This is a genomic window from Helicobacter sp. 23-1046 (assembly GCF_053654635.1).
Window position 1 is genome coordinate 551101 of record NZ_JBSIUS010000001.1, and the last position, 18280, is coordinate 569380.

Annotated in this window: 16 protein-coding genes; 8 read left to right on the forward strand and 8 right to left on the reverse strand. The window is 38.5% G+C overall.

The genetic code is table 11. The features are described from left to right. The first annotated feature begins 14 nt into the window (after nucleotides 1–14). The 5 genes from ACWIUJ_RS02585 (at nucleotide 15) to lpoB (ending at nucleotide 5798) form a co-directional block, all read left to right on the forward strand. Nucleotides 15–1919, forward strand: coding sequence for a BspA family leucine-rich repeat surface protein (locus ACWIUJ_RS02585; protein WP_454168786.1), 1905 nt, complete (start codon nucleotides 15–17; stop codon nucleotides 1917–1919). 95 nt (nucleotides 1920–2014) lie between these two features. Next, nucleotides 2015–3868, forward strand: coding sequence for a BspA family leucine-rich repeat surface protein (locus ACWIUJ_RS02590; RefSeq protein WP_454168788.1), 1854 nt, complete (start codon nucleotides 2015–2017; stop codon nucleotides 3866–3868). After that, nucleotides 3869–4048 carry a hypothetical protein gene (locus ACWIUJ_RS02595; RefSeq protein ID WP_454168790.1) on the forward strand — a complete coding sequence of 60 codons (180 nt, stop codon included), beginning with the start codon at nucleotides 3869–3871 and terminating at the stop codon, nucleotides 4046–4048. It abuts the gene before it with no gap. Next, a complete protein-coding gene (locus tag ACWIUJ_RS02600; protein WP_454168792.1) occupies nucleotides 4035–4439 on the forward strand; it encodes a hypothetical protein in 405 nt (134 codons plus the stop codon). Before ACWIUJ_RS02595 ends, ACWIUJ_RS02600 begins: the two co-directional genes overlap by 14 nt. 51 nt (nucleotides 4440–4490) lie before the next feature. Beyond that, entirely contained in the window at nucleotides 4491–5798 is a 1308-nt protein-coding gene (gene lpoB, locus ACWIUJ_RS02605) for a penicillin-binding protein activator LpoB (protein WP_454168794.1), read from the forward strand. 119 nt (nucleotides 5799–5917) lie between these two features. Here the strand turns inward: lpoB and ACWIUJ_RS02610 are convergent, their stop codons facing one another. The 8 genes from ACWIUJ_RS02610 to hisC all read right to left on the reverse strand — a co-directional run bounded on the left by ACWIUJ_RS02610 (nucleotide 5918) and on the right by hisC (nucleotide 14249). Further along, the gene (locus tag ACWIUJ_RS02610) at nucleotides 5918–6247 is read right to left on the reverse strand and encodes an HIT domain-containing protein (RefSeq protein ID WP_454168796.1); all 330 of its coding nucleotides are present in this window, start codon (nucleotides 6245–6247) and stop codon (nucleotides 5918–5920) included. A 63-nt stretch (nucleotides 6248–6310) separates the two neighbouring features. Further along, nucleotides 6311–6847, reverse strand: coding sequence for a molybdopterin adenylyltransferase (mog, locus tag ACWIUJ_RS02615; protein ID WP_454168798.1), 537 nt, complete (start codon nucleotides 6845–6847; stop codon nucleotides 6311–6313). A gap of 122 nt (nucleotides 6848–6969) precedes the next feature. Continuing rightward, nucleotides 6970–7407, reverse strand: a complete 438-nt coding sequence (locus ACWIUJ_RS02620; RefSeq protein ID WP_454152286.1) for a pseudoazurin — start codon at nucleotides 7405–7407, stop codon at nucleotides 6970–6972. A gap of 189 nt (nucleotides 7408–7596) precedes the next feature. After that, nucleotides 7597–9543 (reverse strand): 1-deoxy-D-xylulose-5-phosphate synthase, encoded by a 1947-nt coding sequence (gene dxs / locus ACWIUJ_RS02625; RefSeq protein ID WP_454168800.1) that lies wholly within the window; start codon nucleotides 9541–9543, stop codon nucleotides 7597–7599. 2 nt (nucleotides 9544–9545) lie between these two features. Beyond that, nucleotides 9546–10343, reverse strand: a complete 798-nt coding sequence (gene fliH, locus ACWIUJ_RS02630; protein WP_454168802.1) for a flagellar assembly protein FliH — start codon at nucleotides 10341–10343, stop codon at nucleotides 9546–9548. Continuing rightward, a complete protein-coding gene (gene fliG / locus ACWIUJ_RS02635) occupies nucleotides 10336–11367 on the reverse strand; it encodes a flagellar motor switch protein FliG (protein WP_454152289.1) in 1032 nt (343 codons plus the stop codon). Before fliG ends, fliH begins: the two co-directional genes overlap by 8 nt. A 19-nt stretch (nucleotides 11368–11386) precedes the next feature. Beyond that, a complete protein-coding gene (gene fliF, locus ACWIUJ_RS02640; RefSeq protein WP_454168804.1) occupies nucleotides 11387–13096 on the reverse strand; it encodes a flagellar basal-body MS-ring/collar protein FliF in 1710 nt (569 codons plus the stop codon). Between the two features lie 52 nt (nucleotides 13097–13148). Next, entirely contained in the window at nucleotides 13149–14249 is a 1101-nt protein-coding gene (hisC, locus tag ACWIUJ_RS02645; RefSeq protein ID WP_454168806.1) for a histidinol-phosphate transaminase, read from the reverse strand. A gap of 125 nt (nucleotides 14250–14374) precedes the next feature. Between hisC and ACWIUJ_RS02650 the strand changes: the two genes are divergently transcribed. The 3 genes from ACWIUJ_RS02650 to waaA are packed head-to-tail and all read left to right on the forward strand — an operon-like array spanning nucleotide 14375 to nucleotide 18279. Then, the gene (locus tag ACWIUJ_RS02650) at nucleotides 14375–15847 is read left to right on the forward strand and encodes a phosphomannomutase/phosphoglucomutase (RefSeq protein WP_454168807.1); all 1473 of its coding nucleotides are present in this window, start codon (nucleotides 14375–14377) and stop codon (nucleotides 15845–15847) included. Nucleotides 15848–15873: 26 nt separating this feature from the next. After that, nucleotides 15874–16992, forward strand: coding sequence for a dihydroorotase (gene pyrC, locus ACWIUJ_RS02655; protein WP_454168809.1), 1119 nt, complete (start codon nucleotides 15874–15876; stop codon nucleotides 16990–16992). Continuing rightward, a complete protein-coding gene (gene waaA / locus ACWIUJ_RS02660) occupies nucleotides 16993–18279 on the forward strand; it encodes a lipid IV(A) 3-deoxy-D-manno-octulosonic acid transferase (RefSeq protein ID WP_454152294.1) in 1287 nt (428 codons plus the stop codon). Nucleotide 18280 lies beyond the last annotated feature (1 nt).

Sequence of the window (18280 nt, forward strand, 5' to 3'; positions counted from 1 at the left end):
ACAAAGGATAAACAATGACAAATGAAAATGTAGAAAATGTAGAGAATCGTGGTGATTTGAGTGTAGATTCAACCAAATCTACTCCAAAAACTTTGTTTTTAAGCGAATTTATGCGCGAAAGCGGATTAAAACCAGATGAAAAAAGCGGTAAATTTATCCCAAAGAGTAGGCACATCAAAGATTTGGTGAATTGCATAGATGATTGCTTGGAGAAGACAGACAAACCTATAAACCTTGCGCGAATCGACACGAGAGACATTACGAGTATGAATCGGTTATTTGAAAATAGCACAAGGACAAAAGAGGAATTTAGCGGGATTGAGGATTGGAATACTTCAAATGTAACTTCATTTGCTTATGCGTTTAGTCGTGCGGAGCATTTTGATAGCGACATTAGCGGTTGGGATGTCAGCAAAGGAAAAGGGTTTTATTATATGTTTTTTCACGCGCACAATTTCAATCAACCCATTGGCGCGAAGTGGCACACAAAAAGTGCTAAAAATATGAGAGCGATGTTTTGCTTTGCGACAAAATTCAACAATGGCGGAAAAGATTTTGGCAAAAATTGGGTGATGAACAATGTCGATTTAAGCGCGGAAATGTTCTACAATACGGATAATTTCAACGCAGGCGGACTAAATGAGTGGAATATGACAAATATCAAAAAATGCTGGTCTATGTTTAGAAATGCAAGGGCGTTTAATCAGCCACTTGATAAATGGGATATGCCAAATTGCGGTTCTTTTTACTCAATGTTTTATGGTGCGGAATCTTTCAATAAAGATTTAAGCGCGTGGGGGACAAGGCTAGGTAAAGTAAAAGGTATGGAATATATGTTTGCCGATACGAAGTCGCTAGATATAAACTTTTTGCAAGATTGGCAAATACCAGCGGATTGCTATACTGAACATATTATCAAAGGTAGTAAATTAGAACAAATCTTAAAAACAGCAAAAACCCAAAGTATTGATGAGAAAAAACAAGAAACCAAACGCAAATTGAAACATATTGCTAAATTTACAATTAGTCAAGTCAAAGATAGTGTTTCAATTCAAAAAATTTGCGAAAATTTAAGCGAAAATAAGGGGTTTGTAGTTGATGATAAAAGTAGCTGGATACCGCGCAACATTTTAAACAACTATAAAGTTTATTTAGGAAAAGACAACGAGAGTAAAAACGGCAAGGATAAAATCATAAAAGCAGATATTGATGATTTTGAATATGCGTTTTGTAGGATATTTGATGATATAGATTTCGTTATAACAATAGATGATACTAGTCCGCTTGATAAGGTTGAAAATATCAATAAATTTGAAATTTATCAATCTAGTAACATTAAAGACTTTAATGAAATTAACGGGGACGATGAGACGAGCGAGTATGACAAACCTTACACGATAAGCAAGGATAATAATTTGGAATTTTATCTTGCTGATGCGAGTATGCTTATTATCAATAAATCGCAAAATGAAAACATTGGCGATAATAGCAATACAATTTCAGACATTATAAACGCTTATATTTTAGCCAAAGCCTATAAAGCCAAAATGCAACAACTAAACACTTTGGCAAGTGAATATAAAGAAAAAAATTTTTGGGGCAAAACGCTTGATTTTCTTTGTTTTTGGAGAAATGATACACTACATAAAGTCCATAAAGACATTTGCGCTTTTGATTTAAAATACTATCAAAAAGACCCTGTGGATAAAAATAAGGTAGTCCTTGATATATGGCGTGAAATGTCAAAGTCGTATCTTGTGGCACAAACACACGATGAGCTAAAAGAAACGATAAAACAAGTCGCTGAACTTGTAAGTGATGAAAATCAAAAGAGATTTAACTATCTTATGTTTGCCGTTGCTATATTTACTGCATTTGGCGTGGCACTTGACATATATCGTTTTTGTAAAGGCAATTAAATTTTTAAAAGAGGATTCAAAATGGGGCTTTTTGATAAAATTTTTGGTGTAAGTAAAGATTCGCCATATTTTAATTTCAACACAAAGGACAAACAATGGCAAATGAAAATGTAGAAAATGTAGAGATTCGTGGTGATTTGAGTGTAGATTCGCGTGAATCTAGCGTGGATTCGAGCGTAGATTCAACACAATCTACTCCAAAATTATCTTTAAGTGAATTTTTAGCGCGTGAATCTATCCCGCAAAATGACAAAGGGCAGTTTATGCCCGATAAAAAACAGCTTAAAATGCTAGTAAATTGCATTGATGATGATACGGGCAAACTCATTAGCTTAAGGCGAATCGACACGAGCAGAGTTACAAATATGAAAGCGTTGTTTTATAAAAGTGCGCGGAGCGATTTTGATGGCATTGAGGATTGGAATGTCAGCGGTGTCGTGGGCTTTGAGCTGTGTTTTGCGCAGTGCAAGACTTTCAATGCCAAAATCGAAAAATGGGGCGATAAGATAGCAAATGCGCGGACTTTTGAAGCGATGTTTTGGGGTGCGGAGAGTTTCGATCGTCCCATTGGGGCGCATTGGGATACGAGCAGTGCGACAAATATGATAAGAATGTTTTCTCAAGCAAAGAGTTTCAACAACGGCGGAGAGCCATTTGGCGAGAAATGGAAAATGGATAAAGTCGGTTGGACTTGGGAGATGTTTTGGAATGCGGAGCGATTCAATCAGCCCATAAATCATTGGAAAATGTCTAGCGTAACGAAGTGTTTTACAATGTTTATGGGTGCAAAGGCGTTTAATCAGCCTTTGGATAAATGGGATTTGTCAAATGCTGTGGCTTTGGGAAGTATGTTTAATAAGGCAGAGAGTTTCAATCAAGATTTAAGTGCGTGGGGCGACAAGCTAGGCAAAGCGCAAAATATGAAAAGAATGTTTGCCGATACGAAGTCGCTAAATCAAACTTTTGCTTGGAAAATCAACGAAAATTGCGACATTACAAATATCACAAAGGGCAGTCCATTACAGCTTGAAATCACGCAAATTAGCGATAGTGGTGCAGAGAGCGAAAAAGAAATTTTGCAAGATTCAAGCCAAAATGCGATAGATTCAAGCACCGCGCAAAGCAAAAAATTCGCTAGAAATGTGGGCGAATTTAGGATTTATAGAGTTGCTAATATCCCAAATAGCTTAAATAAATTAAGCGAATCAAAGAAAAAAGATTGTTTGTATAGGTGGATACCTGAAAATATCAAAGCAAAATATGAAATATTTTTTGCAAAGGGCAATGGTGGCGAGATTGCTTCGGCTACGGATTTGGATTGGGAATTTGTGTATTACAGAGTTTTTGAATATTGCTTTGTAGTAGAAACTGATGAGTTTAAACTACCGCAAGACAATAAACCAAAAATACAAATCCTTGCCATAGAGCAAAGAAAAGATGACGAGGAATTTGATGGATTTGATTTTGATTCGCATAAAAAAGACTATGAAAATGATGATATAGAAGTCATTTTAGAGGACAAAGAGCATATAATGCGAATCTATAATGGAGATACAACGCAAACAAACAGCTATCGAATCCTAAATCTTATCGGTTCTTTGATATTGGCAAAAGCTTATGAAACAAAAATGGAATATTTCAATAAAAAAGCAAGGGACAAACAAACAAAACTTACAAATTGCCACAAAGAGATTTGCGAATTTGACTTGCAATATTATCAAAATATGCCTGTAAGTGCGGATTTATCGGTATTGCAATTTTGGAATCAGCTATCCCAAAGATATAACATAGAATCCAAACATAAGGAGCTAAAAGAAACAATTAAGCAAGTCGCCGAGCTTGTCAATGAAAGCAATCAAAAGAAATTTAATTATATTATGCTTTTAGTTGCTATTTTCTCCGCTATCGGTGCGATACTTGCGGCTATACCTGTGATAAAAGGGCTTTAAATGGGATTTTTTGATAAAATTTTTGGTGCAAGTAAAGATTTAGCACAGAATTCAAAGCAAGATTTGCCACATTTGCAAAATGTAGCAAAAGATTCGCCAAAAGATTCAGCACACGATTTGCGTAAAGATTCGTTATTGCGAGGTTGGTTTATGATAAGGAGAAAAAATGATACAGCTTAAATCAATAGTTAGAATAGGGGCGGTTAGCGGGACAGCTTTGCTGATAAGTATCGCGTTTAGTGGATTTAGCGGTGCGCCACAATGTGATGATAAAGAAGCTATGAATCAAATGGCAGATGACTTCACCACAAAACTAGCAGATGAATATAGAGGAAAATATCCTAAATTATCTTATAAAGAAAATTTGGATTTGGCAGCCCAAATAGATAAAAGAATTGAAAATATTGCTACTAAATCCATAGATACAAAACAAAGACAAACATCGTGCAAGGCGACAGTGTGGATTATGGAAGTGCCTTATCGCAAGCGTGATATTGAATACAATGTGCGATATGACGATGATGGTAAAGTCGAACTTGAAATTACAAATTATGATGAAATGTTTTACTAATCTATGCGAATTCTTTATATAAATCACAATAGATTCACAAAAGGGGGCACAATGAAGCGGACTTTGCGAATCTGTGTGATATTTTTGGCACTTTTCTTCATCGCGTGTGGCACAAATCAACCACAATATGTGGATTCACGCGATTTTGTTAGCTTTGGGTTGGACAATCACGACATTGGCGATATGCTACAAAAGCAAGTGGATTCACTACTAAATCACCCAACTATAAAAAAGCAAAATAAGCCAAAAGTCTTAACAATCGGCGCGATAGAAAACAAAACCAATGACAACATTGACATTGAAATCATTGCAAACGAGCTGACAAGGCATTTAAGCAACAGCGGAAAATTTATCATCGTAAATGCGGGACGGGACAAAAAAATCGAGCAAATTATCAAAGATTCGCGCAAACTGCGCCAAAATGCCGAGTATAATCAATACACCACAATCGAGGAGGGCAACTTATCCGCACCTGAATACGCAATTACAGGCAAAATCACACAACGCACCAAAACAATAGGCGATGATGAAATCAACGAATATGTGTTTTCATTCACGCTCACAGACTTGCAATTAGGCGCGGTGCGGTGGGCGGATACTAAGCAAATCTCTAAAAAACTCCCCAAAAAAGAAGTGGCAAATTTTAACGCGAATCTCAATATATCAAAACCCACAGATTCACAAGAATCTACCGCAAATAGCGCAATAGATGAATTAGTAGAATATGAGATGAATCGCAAAAATTATTTCATTTTTGGCTTTGATATAGGGCTATTTAATATGGGATTGTTGGATATAGGGACATTTTATACAGATGCTGGTAGAAACCATCCTATCGGGAATGGCGATGAAAGCAATCTAAATACATTCCCACTAAATATTAGAATGGGATATTTGCGCAATATGGATAACTCTAGCATTGCGATAAATGCGCTGTATAATTTTACTATTGACATAGCAAAATCAGATGAATTTAATTTGGATAGCTATTATATGCGCACTTTGGATATAAGAAGTGTGGTTTGGGTGCAAAAAGTAGGTGGAGAAATAGTAAAATATTGGCGTTTCTCTTCAAATAAAAACAAAGAATCTCATTTTTATTTGGGTGTTGCCGTAAATAAAAGTTTTGATTCAAAGATAAATATAAAAATCAACGCAACTAGCGGTAATAAAATGGAAAAGGTAAATGTAGAGCGCAAATTAGATGCGTTTGATGCGACTTTGAAACTTGGTTGGATATGGTATATCAACAAAAATATGGGATTTACATACGAACTTAATTACAACTTCCCTTTTGGTGGTTATAGTTTGACATCTGGCTTTGGGTGGCTAGTGCTTGGATTGCAATGGAGATTATAAAGTGGATTGGGTGAATTTAGGTGGCATTCGCCACATATTGTTATTTGAGGAGCATTTAGGAATTGGGGAAATGTAATCAAAGATGAGGGGATTTTGAGATTAAAGGCACTTAGATTCTATTAAAATCCAAGTGCTTTAAGGTTTTCTCCGCCGAGTATGTGAAAATGCAAGTATGGCACTTCTTGGTTCGCGTCTTTGCCGATGTTGGTTAGGACTCTATATCCTGTCTTATCAAGCCCCACAGTTTGTGCCACTTCTTTTGTAAATTCACACAAACCCTTTAAGACATCTGGGCTAGCACTTTGCAAATCTTTCACACACACTTTAGGGATTGCGAGTATATGCACTCTCGCCTTAGGCGCAATGTCATAGAACGCCAAATAGTCATCATTTTCTAAAACTTTGTTGCATTGGACTTTTCCAGCTACGATTTTTTCAAATATATTCATACGCAATCCTTTGTTATTTTATAGAGAATCTAAAAGCAATAATCGCACCATAAGCAAATTATTTTAGGATTTTGGGCGAAAAGCTTTGATAACTTCCTCATTTGCTACAATGTAGCCACCACCGATTAAATCCACACAATATGGAATCGCGGGAAACACAGCCTCCAAGCATTCCCTGATACTTTTTGGTTTGCCGGGTAGGTTGAGGATTAGGCTTTTGCCGCAGATTCCAGCACTTTGCCTTGATAAAATCGCCGTTGGGACATATTTGAGGCTTACTTGGCGCATTAGCTCGCCAAATCCGGGTAGCATTTTTTCACACACACTTTGGGTTACTTCTGGGATTATATCGCGTGGAGCTGGACCCGTGCCCCCTGTGGTAACGACTAAATCACAATGAGATTCACACATTTGACGCATTGCTTCTTGCAATGGTGCAAAATCATCACTTATGATTCTATAATCAAACTCACACGGATTTTTGATAAACTCACTTAGCACTTCTTTAATCGCTATGCCAGAAATATCCTCGTATTCGCCTCTAAATGCTCTATCCGAAGAGACTAAAATGCCGATTTTTATAGGTTGTGGGGTATCCATTACTTCTCCTTAATGCCAAGCTGTTCTATTGTATTGTAGAGAGTAATTTTTAATGTGAGGTATATAAGAGCGAGTTTATACAAGCAAGCTAGAGAATCTAACTTGCTTGCTGAGTTTTAAGGTTATTTTTTGATTTCTTTAGCGTATAAAGAAAGTCTTTCTTGGGCTTTCTTTTGCTTAAATACACTCTCATTAACCTTGTCTGCATTTGTGGCTTTGCCAACTTGAATGATTCCAACCATACCCATCGCTGTGTGAGGAGTGCATTCATACACATACACGCCCTCTTTGCTTAGGACAACGCTAAACTTCTCGCCTTTTTTCATTGTCGCACCGGGAGATTTAAAATCTTGTGCTCCAGCAGGGATAACCACACTTTTTACATTATGTGTCGGGTCAGTAGCTACAAAAGTGATTGTATCACCGGGTTGTGCATACACAAAGCCCGGCTCAAATACTTGTGCCCCATCTTTGCCTTTGTTAAGCAACTCTACTGTGTGTTCCGCACTAAAAAGCGAACTAAAACCAATCAAAAGTGTCATCAAAACAGCTTTTTTCATTTTCTGTCCTTTGTAAGTGAAATTCTTGCTACTTTTTATGATAGCAATTACTACAATCTTACAATATTTTTATTAAAAATTCGTATATTTTTGCATAAAAAATTACAAAAAAATCATTTTAGTAATTTTTGCCATTATTTATGTAATTTAAATAAAACACAATATTTTGCATAGTAAGCACTTTAGCGATTATATGGATTGCAAGATTATAGAGAGAAAATATTCCGTGCTAAGGTTGAGAGATTTTTCTACGAGTTTTGTGTTGCCGTGCGGGACGAATTTATCATCAAGCTCAAAACTTTTAAGTGGTGTTTGTAAATTTGCCTTTGCCATAGATTCTAAAATGGCACTTCCCACACCACCTAAATAATAGCTATCACTAAATACAAAAGCCATCTTGTGTGTGCGTAAGAGATTGTGGAGTAAGTGCTCATCGAGCGGTTTAATAAATCGCAAATCAAGCAAGGTTGGATTATATCCCTTTTGTTTTAATGCCTTATAGGTTTCATTTGCTCTGCCTACACCATTCCCATAGCCTATGAGTAAAATATCCTCACCTTGTGCGAGAATCTCTGCTTTGCCAAGAGTAAATGCACTTGGCGCGTAATCTCCGCTCGATAGCACAAATCTTCCGCGCGGATAGCGAAATGCACTTGGCGCGTAATCACAAGACACAGCGAACTTCACCGCTTCACGCAAGGTGTCATTATCGCGAGGAGCAAAAAGCACCATATTTGGCACTATACGCAAATATGCAATATCAAGCAGTCCTTGATGAGTTTCGCCATCTTCGCCTACGATTCCCGCTCTGTCAATACAAAAGCGCACAGGCAAGTTCATAATACTTGTATCGTGGATAATTTGGTCAAAAGCGCGTTGGAGAAATGTCGAATAAATCGCCACAAATGGTATAAAGCCCTCTTTTGCCATTGCTGCCATTGAGGTAACGGCGTGTGGTTCAGCAATCGCTACATCCCAAAATCGCGTGCAATCAAACTCAATGAGAGAATCTAGACCCGTTCCGCTTGGCATAGCTGCCGTTACACCCACGATTTTTGGATTTTGCTTTGCCTCTTCTAGCAGAGTTTGAGAGAAAATTTTTGTAGGATTTGGAGTTGTGGTAGTTTGGATAGGCTTACCACTTTGCAAATCAAAGGCACTCACGCCGTGCCATTTTTCAAATTTGCCCTCAGCGATTTCATAGCCCTTGCCTTTTGTGGTTTTGGCTTGGATAATGACAGGATTTTTTAGCTTAGTAGCTTTTTTTAGCGTGGAGATGATAAGTTCGATATTATGCCCATCAATAGGTCCTATATAATCACACCCAAGCTCCTCAAAGAGCAAGCCGGGCGTTATGAGTTTAATTGATTCTTCAAATCGCCGTGCTAGATACGAGGCACTTTGCGGTAGTTTAGAGAGAGCTTGTTTAAACTTTGAGCGCATTTTTTGATAAGGTGAGGAAGCAAGCATTTGTGAGAGGTAGTTGCTTATCGCTCCAATGGGCTTTGAGATACTCATTTCATTATCATTTAAGATAATAATAACGGGATATTTACGCGCGCCAAGTTCATTTAACGCTTCATACACAAGCCCAGCACTCATACTCCCATCGCCAATAAGCACGATTGGAATGCGTTTTTGCTTCCTTAAGTGGAAGCTTTTTGCCACACCAAGCGCAATGGATAGTGAAGTAGAGCTATGACCAGCGATAAAGTAATCAGCGTTTGATTCTGTGGGATTGCAAAATCCACTAATACCGCCAAAAGTGCGCAGTGTATGGAAATCTTCCCACCTACCTGTGAGGAGTTTGTGTGCGTAGGCTTGATGAGAGACATCAAAAATAAAGGGGTTTTGCTTATAATCAAACGCAGTGTGCATTCCTAAAATAAGCTCAACTGCACCAAGTGTAGAGCTTAAATGTCCCCCGTTATGGCTGACCGTTTGTAAAATTTTTGCGCGAATACCTTGCGCAACGGTCTCTAGCTCAGCTATACTCATCGCACTCAATCGCTTAGAATCAAGCATTTTTTTTGCTTTATTGGATTTGTTTTGGAGTAGGGATTCTGTATTTTGTGATTTTTGTGCTAAACACTCATCTTGTAAAATGTTAGAATCTAGCTGTTTGCTCTTTGTCATCGTTATTCATCACGCATATTTTCAAGCACTGATTGTTTCATATTTTTATAGCGGGTTAAAATATTACCATCAATGTTGCCTTGATTGCTCATTATTACCACACCTCCCATCGCTACTGCGTGGTCAGATATGATATTAACTTTTTGAAGGTCGTTGTCTTGGACTTTTTTAATTTCCTCCTTTAAGTAGAGGTAATCTTGTGGATTTACCTTGATAGTGATATTTGTCGCATCGATAATAGAAGCTAAGAGCTCCTTTGTAAGGGCGAGGGCAACTTTTTGGCTATTATCCTCGATTTCTTTTATCACCACTTCTTTGGCAATATCCACCGCAATCCCGCTAAGTTCTTTTTCTAATTCTTGGATATGGTTTTGGGCGTCTTTTTGTGTATTTTCAAGGGTAATTATCGAATCTATGATGATTTTTTTCTGCGCGTTAATCTCATCTTCTAGCTCTTTTTTAATATCTTCTTTTGCTTGTGTGTAGCCGTCTTTGTATCCTTCTTCTTTGGCACTTGTGATGCGCTCCTCACTTTCAGTTTGGAGTTTTTCAAATTGCAACTGCAACTTAGCAAGCGATGAAGAGAGTTCATCGGTTTTTTGCAAAAGCGTGTCGATTAGCTCCTTTTCTAACGCAGCCATTAGCGGTGCTTGAGGGATAGAATCCACAGTTCCTTCGCCATTATCAGATTCCATATTTGCTTCTGTTTTATCGGCAAGCACGACGGTCTTAAACTCATATTTACTCACATCGTGTCTCCTCACGCTTCGTTGATTGATGATATTTTCTTGATTAAACAACCATATCGTCCTGTTCGCCTAGTTGGATTACACCCTGCTCGCTGAGAGTTTGCACCACCTCGACAATTTTTCTTTGTGCATTTTCTACATCACGCACGCGCACTGCACCTAAGAATTGCATTTCCTCGATGAATTGCTCGCTCGCTCTTTGCGACATATTTGCCATAAATTTTTGCTTCAAGCTATCATCGGCACTTTTTAGTGCAAGCGTTAAATCTTTTTTATCCGCAACTTTGAGAATCTCTCTAATCGCATTATTATCAAGTTTATTAACATCTTCAAAGGTAAACATCATCTCTTTAATTTCGGTGGCAAGTTGGGCATCGATTTGCTCGATATGTGCGATAGTCGCTTTTGCCGCTTTTTGTCCGAGTCGGTTGAATATTTCTGCCACCGAGCGAGTTCCACCAACTTCGACTTTGTAAGTAGTAAGAGATTCTAGTTTATTTTCTAGCACAGCTGAAACCCTTTTTACAACATTTGGAGATATATCGCCCAAATTCGCCATTCTAATAGCAACTTCTGCGCGTAAATTGTCATTAAAATATCCAAGTGTTTCAGCTGCGCTACCAGCGTCCATATGAGCTAAGATAAGCGCAATGGTTTGAGGGTGCTCGTTAATAATAAAATCTGCGAGTTGTTGTGGGCGGATTTTTGCAAGATAGGCAAAGTTTTGCGCCGATTGCATTGTTTTTGCAAGTTTGTCTAAAATCGCCTTTGCTGCCTCTGGTCCTAAAGACTTGATAAGCAAGTCGCGTGCGTAATCCATACCACCCGTGTTAATGTATTGGTTGGATTGGAATATAATGTAAAATTCCTCTAAAACAGCCGCACCAATGCTTTTATCCATACTGCCAAGCTGTGCAATTTGCTTAGAAATCTCTGTAATGGAATCTATATCGAGGTGGCGGAAAATTTCACTTGTGATTTCATCGCCAAGCTGAATAAGCAAAATTGCAACTTTTTCACTCATTGAGAGTTCATCATATTGCGCTCTTTGTCTTGGGGTGAGATTTACTGCCATATTTTACCTCTTTTAAGTATTAGCTTACATTGACTTCTAATTCATCTTTAATGAGTGTTTGGAATAATGCCGCGATTTCCTCTGGACGCTCTTGTATCACATTTCTCATTTTTTCCAAAATTACTTCATATTTGACTTCATCTTCGTTAAACGAACCTCCGCTAAGCTGGTCTTCTACCCGCTTGCGTAACTCACTAAAGCGATTTAAATCCTCCTCGCCATCATCATCAAGGGCAAGAAGCGATTCAACCTCTTCGTCTTCTTCTTCTTGGACTTCAAGCATTCGCTCAGCAAATGGTGCAACAATCTTTTTATAAAAGATAAATAGGACCACAGCAACGATAAGATATTTAATAAGTGGCATAAATGGTGAGAGGTATTTTTCAATCGTATCTGAAAAGCTCTCCCAAGCTTCTTTTGGTTTGTATCCAGCCGTTGAGGCATTAAACTCAAAGTTTGTTACCTTGACAAAGTCATTTCGTGCTTCATTGAAAGAAATTACCGCCTTTACGGTTTCTTCAATTTCTTTTAAATCTTGTTCGGTGCGCGGGATATATTCAAGTTTTTGCACTCCATTTTCATCAACGATTTCGCGGTAACTTCCATCAACCACCACACCAGCACTTACGCGCAAGAGTTTACCAATAGGGCTTTTTACTTCACTTACCGTCCTATCAACGACATAGTTCTTTTGCTCATCAGTCTTGCTTCTTTCATTGACGATATTGGTATCTTCTAAGCCTTGCACAGGACCAACATTGCTTACTACACCGGGCACGCCACCGATTGGGGCTTCTTTTACACCTTTTTCGTGTTCTTCAATGTTGCGTTCTGCGGCGATAACATTGTTACCAAAAATTTCTTGGGTTTGTTTGACTTGGCTGAAGTCATACTCTAGGCTTACTTGTGCTCTCACGCGACTTTCATCGCCTACAATATCTTTTAGGGCTTCAATAATCTTGCGTTCATACGCTCGCTCTTGATTGATTTGAAATTTTCGTTGTTGCTCAGCGAGCTTCATCATTTCGTGCTGCTCGCTTGCTTCATTGACTTCGCCTAGCAAGTCGCCATCTTGATTGACGATTTTTACGCGTTCTGGAGTTAGGCTCGTTACAGAAGCGGCAACAAGATTTTTAATCCCTAAAACTTGAGATTGTGTCAAATCCATTCCTTGTCGCAAGTGGATTTTTACCGAAGCCGTAGGAGGTATGGCTTGCTTGGCGAAGACAGACTTTTCTGCTGGAGCGATAAGCACACTAGCAGATTCTATGGCTGTAATGCTTTCAATGGTTTTTGTGAGCTCACCCTCTACGGCTAGTTGGTATTTTGTTTGCTCTCTAAAATCTGTATCACCAAGATTATTATTTTCTAAAAAATCATCAAAGCCGATTTTTTTGCCCTGTTTGGGAATCCCTTGTGAAGCAAGGCTTATACGCTGTTCATAAACCTTATCACTTGGCACTAAAATTGTGTTTTCATTCGGAATCTTATAAGGGATTTTATTTTGCTGGAGGTTTTGGATAATTAGTGCGCTATCGCTGGCATCTACGCCATTAAAGAGCACCGAGTAACCCTCGTATTCATTTGTATTTTCCTCAAAACGAAAGACCACAAGAAAAGTCAAAAATAAAATGAGGAAAATAAATGTCGATAAGATGATGATTCGTTGGCGTTTATTAACGCGTCCTAGTAGCTTGGCAATCTGTTCCAAAATTAGCTGAAAATTCAATTCCCACTCCTTTAGTCTTAGAATTTACGCTTTAGAAATAGCATTTATGAAATCAAAGTGTAGCAAAAAAATTAGCAATTTGTAACAAAACTTTATCATTTTGTTCTTTTTTGCCGATAGTTACACGAAAAGCATTTAATCCGTAACTTTCAAGATTCCTTATAATCAACCCACGCTCTAGTAGCCATTGGCATAGCTTATGAGATTGGAAACCCTCGCACATATAGGTAATGAAGTTTGTATAAGATGGGATACACTCGATTCTATGCTCTTTTGCGAAGTTTTCATAGCGAATCATTTCTTTAAAGTTACTCTCTAATGTCATTTGGACAAATTCCTCATCTTGCAACGCACATATCGCTGCCTTTAGGCTTAGTGTGGTAATGTTAAATGGTGGGCGCACTTTATGCAGGGCTTGTATGAGATTGCTTTGCGCGATACCATAGCCTATACGCATTCCACCAAGCCCATACACCTTAGAAAATGTCCCAAGATACACAACATTTGGGAATCTTTGAATAAGTTTGGCGGGATTGAGTGCGCAAGCATTGTCTTTGTAGCTTGCATATTCTTGATATGCGCCATCGAGCACCACAAGGCATTCTTCATCGATTTGAGTGATAAAATCCTCTATTTCTTTGGCGCGCAAACATTCTCCTAGTGGATTGTTTGGCACACAGAGGAAAATGACATTGGGCTTTTTTTGCTTATATATATCCAAAAATTGCTCTAAGTTATGCGCATTATCAGAGGTTTTAAGCACATTGTAGCCAAAAAGTTTGGCATAAATGCTATACATTGCAAAAGTTACGCCCGCTTGGAGAATCTGTGCATTTTCTCTATGCACAGCGTGCAGGCAAAATTCGATAATCTCATCACTTCCTGAGCCAATGATAAGATTTGTAGAATCCACACCAAATTTTTGTGCTAACGCGTTTTTTAGCTCGTAATATGAATCATCGGGATACAGACTCATATTGCCGACATATTGTTGAATAGTTTGAATAACTTTTGGTGAAGTGCCGTATGGATTTTCGTTGCTGGCAAGTTTGATAATATCCTCGCGCGCTATGCCATATTCGCGCACTACAAGTTCAATGGGCTTGCCAGCTTCATAAGGCGCGATAGAATCTAAAAGTGAGTTAAAACGCATTGTAATCCTTTATTGTTCTAAAATTTTCAAAGGCTTTAGTGTGAAAAATGCTTGATTGTATCTAATTTCTGCTAAAGTTTTTGTAAAATTTTGCACTTATAGATTAACTTTCATAGGGAGCGTAAATGCTAGAAACACAAAATAGCGATATTATGAAGATTTTTAGGGAATATGATATTCGTGGTATTTTTGAAAAGGACTTAAATCAAGTGGTTGTGTTTAATGTTGGGCGCATACTTGGATTAGAATTAAAGGCGCGTGGTGAGGAGTGCATAAGCATTGGCTACGATGCTCGCACGCATTCACCAATTTTATTGTCTTGGCTTAAAAGTGGCTTTGAGAGCGAGGGGATTGAGGTGTATGAATTAGGATTGATTCCCACGCCTGTAGCATATTTTGCAACATTTAATACAATAGATAATGTTACTTGCAAAAATTCCGTAATGATTACAGGTAGCCACAATCCACCACAATACAATGGCTTTAAAATCACCTTGCAAAATGCACCATTTTATGGAGAGCAGATTAGAAATCTTGGCATAAAACTTGTAAGCGAATTGCAAAACCACCCATTTAGAGAATCTAAAAGCCCCAAGATTCACAAAATTGGCGCGTTGCGAGCGTATATTGATTTTTTAACCACACAATTTGAATCGTTGCGTAATTTTCCTTATAAAATCGCCGTTGATTGTGGCAATGGAGTGGCTGGTGTGGCAATCAAAGATATTTTAGATTCTCTCCATATTTCTTATACACCATTATTTTTTGAGCCAGATGGCACATTCCCTAATCATCACCCAGACCCAAGTGAAGAAGAGAATCTGCACGATATAAAGCGCACAATGAAAGACGGACAAATCCCTATTGGTATAGCCTTTGATGGTGATGCGGATAGATTAGCGTTGTTGAGCGAAAATTACAGCTACAAGGGCGATGAGCTAGCGATTTTATTTGCAAGGGAAATGGCTTCACGCGGGATTAAACCCATTGTTGTTGGCGAAGTGAAATGCTCGAGTGTAATGTATGATGAAATTGGCAAGATTGGCAAGGCGGTGATGTATAAGACAGGACATTCAAATTTAAAAGTCAAGCTAAAAGAGTTAAACGCCCATTTGGCTGCTGAAATGAGTGGGCATATTTTCTTTAAAGAGCGATATTTTGGCTATGATGATGCTATTTATTCGGCTTTTAGGGCGTTAGAACTCTTTTTGCGCCATAGTCCTAAAGAAATAGAAACTCAAATAAAATCCCTCCCAGCAATGTTTTCTACCCCAGAAGAAAAGATACAAAGCACAGAGGAGCAAAAATTTATCCTTATTGAGAATCTAAAGGCAATGTTGTGTGCGATTCAAAGTGTGCAACAATCAAACAATCCCTCTATGCCAAAGGAGCTTACAAATATTGATATAAGTAATTTTCCGCTAATTAGAGAGATTATTGATATTGATGGATTGCGCGTTGTTTTCCCTAATGGCTGGGGATTACTGCGTGCGAGCAACACCACACCTGTGCTTGTGAGCAGATTTGAAGCAGACACTAAGGAGATGGCATTGACATACAAGCAAGCAATGCTTACCCTTTTGCGGGCTTGTGAGTAAGACTTTATTAAACTTAAGGAGTGATTTTGACCGTATATGAGCAGTTTTTAGGGAGTTTTGCAAGGGATTTTTTGCGCTCTAGAGAGTTTGGCGACATCACACTTTGCAATCCGCTTGATATGCACTTACACCTGCGCGAGGGACAAATGCTGGAGAGCGTTTTGCCATTTAGTGCGCGCGCTTTTGTGTCCTGTCTCGCAATGCCAAATCTAAAAACACCACTTACAAATACTTCCGTAGCACTAGATTACCAAGATACAATTCTCAACCTTGCAAATCAAAATGGGATTAAAGATTTTTTCCCCATTGTAAGTCTCTACCTCACAGAAACTCTTAGTAAAGATGAGCTTAAAAAGGCTAAGGAAAGTGGATTAAAGATTCTTAAACTTTATCCAAAAGGTGCGACTACGGGTAGCGAAAGTGGTATAAAAGAAGTGCTTGGCGAGAATCTCCTTGAAATTTTAGCTTATGCACAGGATTTGGGCTTTATACTTTGCATTCACGGGGAGAGCGCAGGATATTGTTTAGATAGAGAGTTTGAGTTTTTGCCTGTGTTTGCCTTTTTGGCAAAAACCTTCCCAAAGCTAAAAATCATCATCGAGCATATTAGTGATTCTCGCTCACTTATGCTACTAGAGGAGTTTGAGAATCTTTATGGCACACTGAGCTTGCACCACATTTTATTAAGCCTTGATGATGTTATGGGTGGGTTAATGTGCCCTGATTTATTTTGTAAGCCAATGTTAAAAAGCCCAAGAGATAGGGACGCGCTTTTGCAAATCGCATTAAGTGGCAATCCAAAAATTGCGTTTGGTTCAGATTCCGCGCCACATTTATCCTCACAAAAATATTCATCTCACGCACCGGGCGGTATTTTTTCTGCGCCCATACTTTTGAGCGTCCTTGCAAGTGCGTTTGCATATTTTGATAAACTTTCTAATCTCCAAGCCTTTGTGAGTGATAACGCTATGAGTAACTACGAACTCCAAAACTTTATAGATTCGCATTTGCAGGCAAATGGGGTGGGAGCGAAAGTCATCACGCTAAAAAACGAAATATGGGAGATTCCAAAGTCTGTGCCCTGTGGTAGTGATAACATTTCTGTGCTTTTTGGTGGATTAGAGTGTGGGTTTAAGGAGAGCTAAATGAGCCCAAAAGATTTTGCTTCCATACAATCTTCGCACCCTAAGGTAAAAAAAAGCAACGCACTCAGAGCCAAAAGGAGAAAAAAACTTCGTTTTCCACTTGTATATTTTTTGCTTTGTGCGATTTTATATGTGTTTTGCATTCCTATATTTTTAGCTTCAAGTTTGCGCTCCAAGCATAAAGATTCTATCCCGCAGCGATTTTTTGCTTCGCATTTAAGCCTTTTGGTTGAGCCACATTTTTGGTTTCACGCGTGTTCGTTTGGCGAAGTGCGCTCACTAGAGCCTATTATCAACGCACTTTTAACGCAACAAAGCGATTGTGTTATTTTGATTACTACCATTACACACACAGGGAATGCAGAAGCAAGGCGACTTTTTAGCGATAAATATCCAACACGCGTATTTGTGAAGTATTTGCCTTTTGAGATTTTTCTCCCGCTGTGGCAAGGCAAACTTGATAAACTTAAAAGCCTCGTGGTTATGGAGGCAGAGTTGTGGAAAATGCTCTTTTTTGTGGCAAAAAAATCAGGGGCAAAGACTTTTTTGCTTAATGCGCGAATTTCAGATAGAAGCTATAAAAGTTATCAGCGGTTGCGAGAGTTTTATGCGGGGATTTTCAAATATATCGATGTGGTGCTTGCTCAAAGTCAAAAGGACAAAAAGCGTTTGCAATCGTTTAAATCACGCAATGTAAGTGTATTTGGGAATCTTAAAATGCTTAACCCTCCAAAACCAACAAAAAATTATGATAAACCAAACAAACTTGTCGTGCTTGGGGCAAGCACACATAAAGGCGAAGAGGAATGTATCTTGCGTGCATTTTCGCAACTTCAAAAAAAAGAGCCTTTTTCATTACTTATTCTTGCACCGCGCCACCCAGAGCGATTTATCGAGGTGTGTAAAATGCTACAATCTCGTAATGTAGCATTTGCGCGCTTTAGTCAAATTGATGGACTTGATTCAAAAAATGCGAGTGTGATTGTGCTAGATACGCTTGGTGAGCTTATCAATATGTATGCTATTAGCGATGTGGTTGTGCTTGGTGGCTCATTTGTGCCAAAGGTCGGTGGACATAATCCACTTGAGCCTGCGTTTTTTGGCAATAGGCTTATTAGCGGGAAATATATTTTTAACCAACAAGCACTTTTTGCTTGCGTTTCTGGAGCGCAACTCATAGATTTAAATGCGCTTAGCAATGCTTTGCTTCATTATAAATCCTTGCCACAATCAAGCGTGCATTTTAGAGAAAATGGGTTAGAAGAGATTCTTATGTTGATTGGATAAT

What these genes read in the sequence shown, in the direction of transcription:
- ACWIUJ_RS02585 (WP_454168786.1), top strand. Translation starts at nt 15, where the DNA reads ATGACAAATGAAAATGTAGAAAATGTAGAGAATCGTGGTGATTTGAGT.
- ACWIUJ_RS02590 (WP_454168788.1), top strand. Translation starts at nt 2,015, where the DNA reads ATGGCAAATGAAAATGTAGAAAATGTAGAGATTCGTGGTGATTTGAGT.
- ACWIUJ_RS02595 (WP_454168790.1), top strand. Translation starts at nt 3,869, where the DNA reads ATGGGATTTTTTGATAAAATTTTTGGTGCAAGTAAAGATTTAGCACAG.
- ACWIUJ_RS02600 (WP_454168792.1), top strand. Translation starts at nt 4,035, where the DNA reads ATGATACAGCTTAAATCAATAGTTAGAATAGGGGCGGTTAGCGGGACA.
- lpoB (WP_454168794.1), top strand. Translation starts at nt 4,491, where the DNA reads ATGAAGCGGACTTTGCGAATCTGTGTGATATTTTTGGCACTTTTCTTC.
- ACWIUJ_RS02610 (WP_454168796.1), bottom strand. Translation starts at nt 6,247, where the DNA reads ATGAATATATTTGAAAAAATCGTAGCTGGAAAAGTCCAATGCAACAAA.
- mog (WP_454168798.1), bottom strand. Translation starts at nt 6,847, where the DNA reads ATGGATACCCCACAACCTATAAAAATCGGCATTTTAGTCTCTTCGGAT.
- ACWIUJ_RS02620 (WP_454152286.1), bottom strand. Translation starts at nt 7,407, where the DNA reads ATGAAAAAAGCTGTTTTGATGACACTTTTGATTGGTTTTAGTTCGCTT.
- dxs (WP_454168800.1), bottom strand. Translation starts at nt 9,543, where the DNA reads ATGACAAAGAGCAAACAGCTAGATTCTAACATTTTACAAGATGAGTGT.
- fliG (WP_454152289.1), bottom strand. Translation starts at nt 11,367, where the DNA reads ATGGCAGTAAATCTCACCCCAAGACAAAGAGCGCAATATGATGAACTC.
- hisC (WP_454168806.1), bottom strand. Translation starts at nt 14,249, where the DNA reads ATGCGTTTTAACTCACTTTTAGATTCTATCGCGCCTTATGAAGCTGGC.
- ACWIUJ_RS02650 (WP_454168807.1), top strand. Translation starts at nt 14,375, where the DNA reads ATGCTAGAAACACAAAATAGCGATATTATGAAGATTTTTAGGGAATAT.
- waaA (WP_454152294.1), top strand. Translation starts at nt 16,993, where the DNA reads ATGAGCCCAAAAGATTTTGCTTCCATACAATCTTCGCACCCTAAGGTA.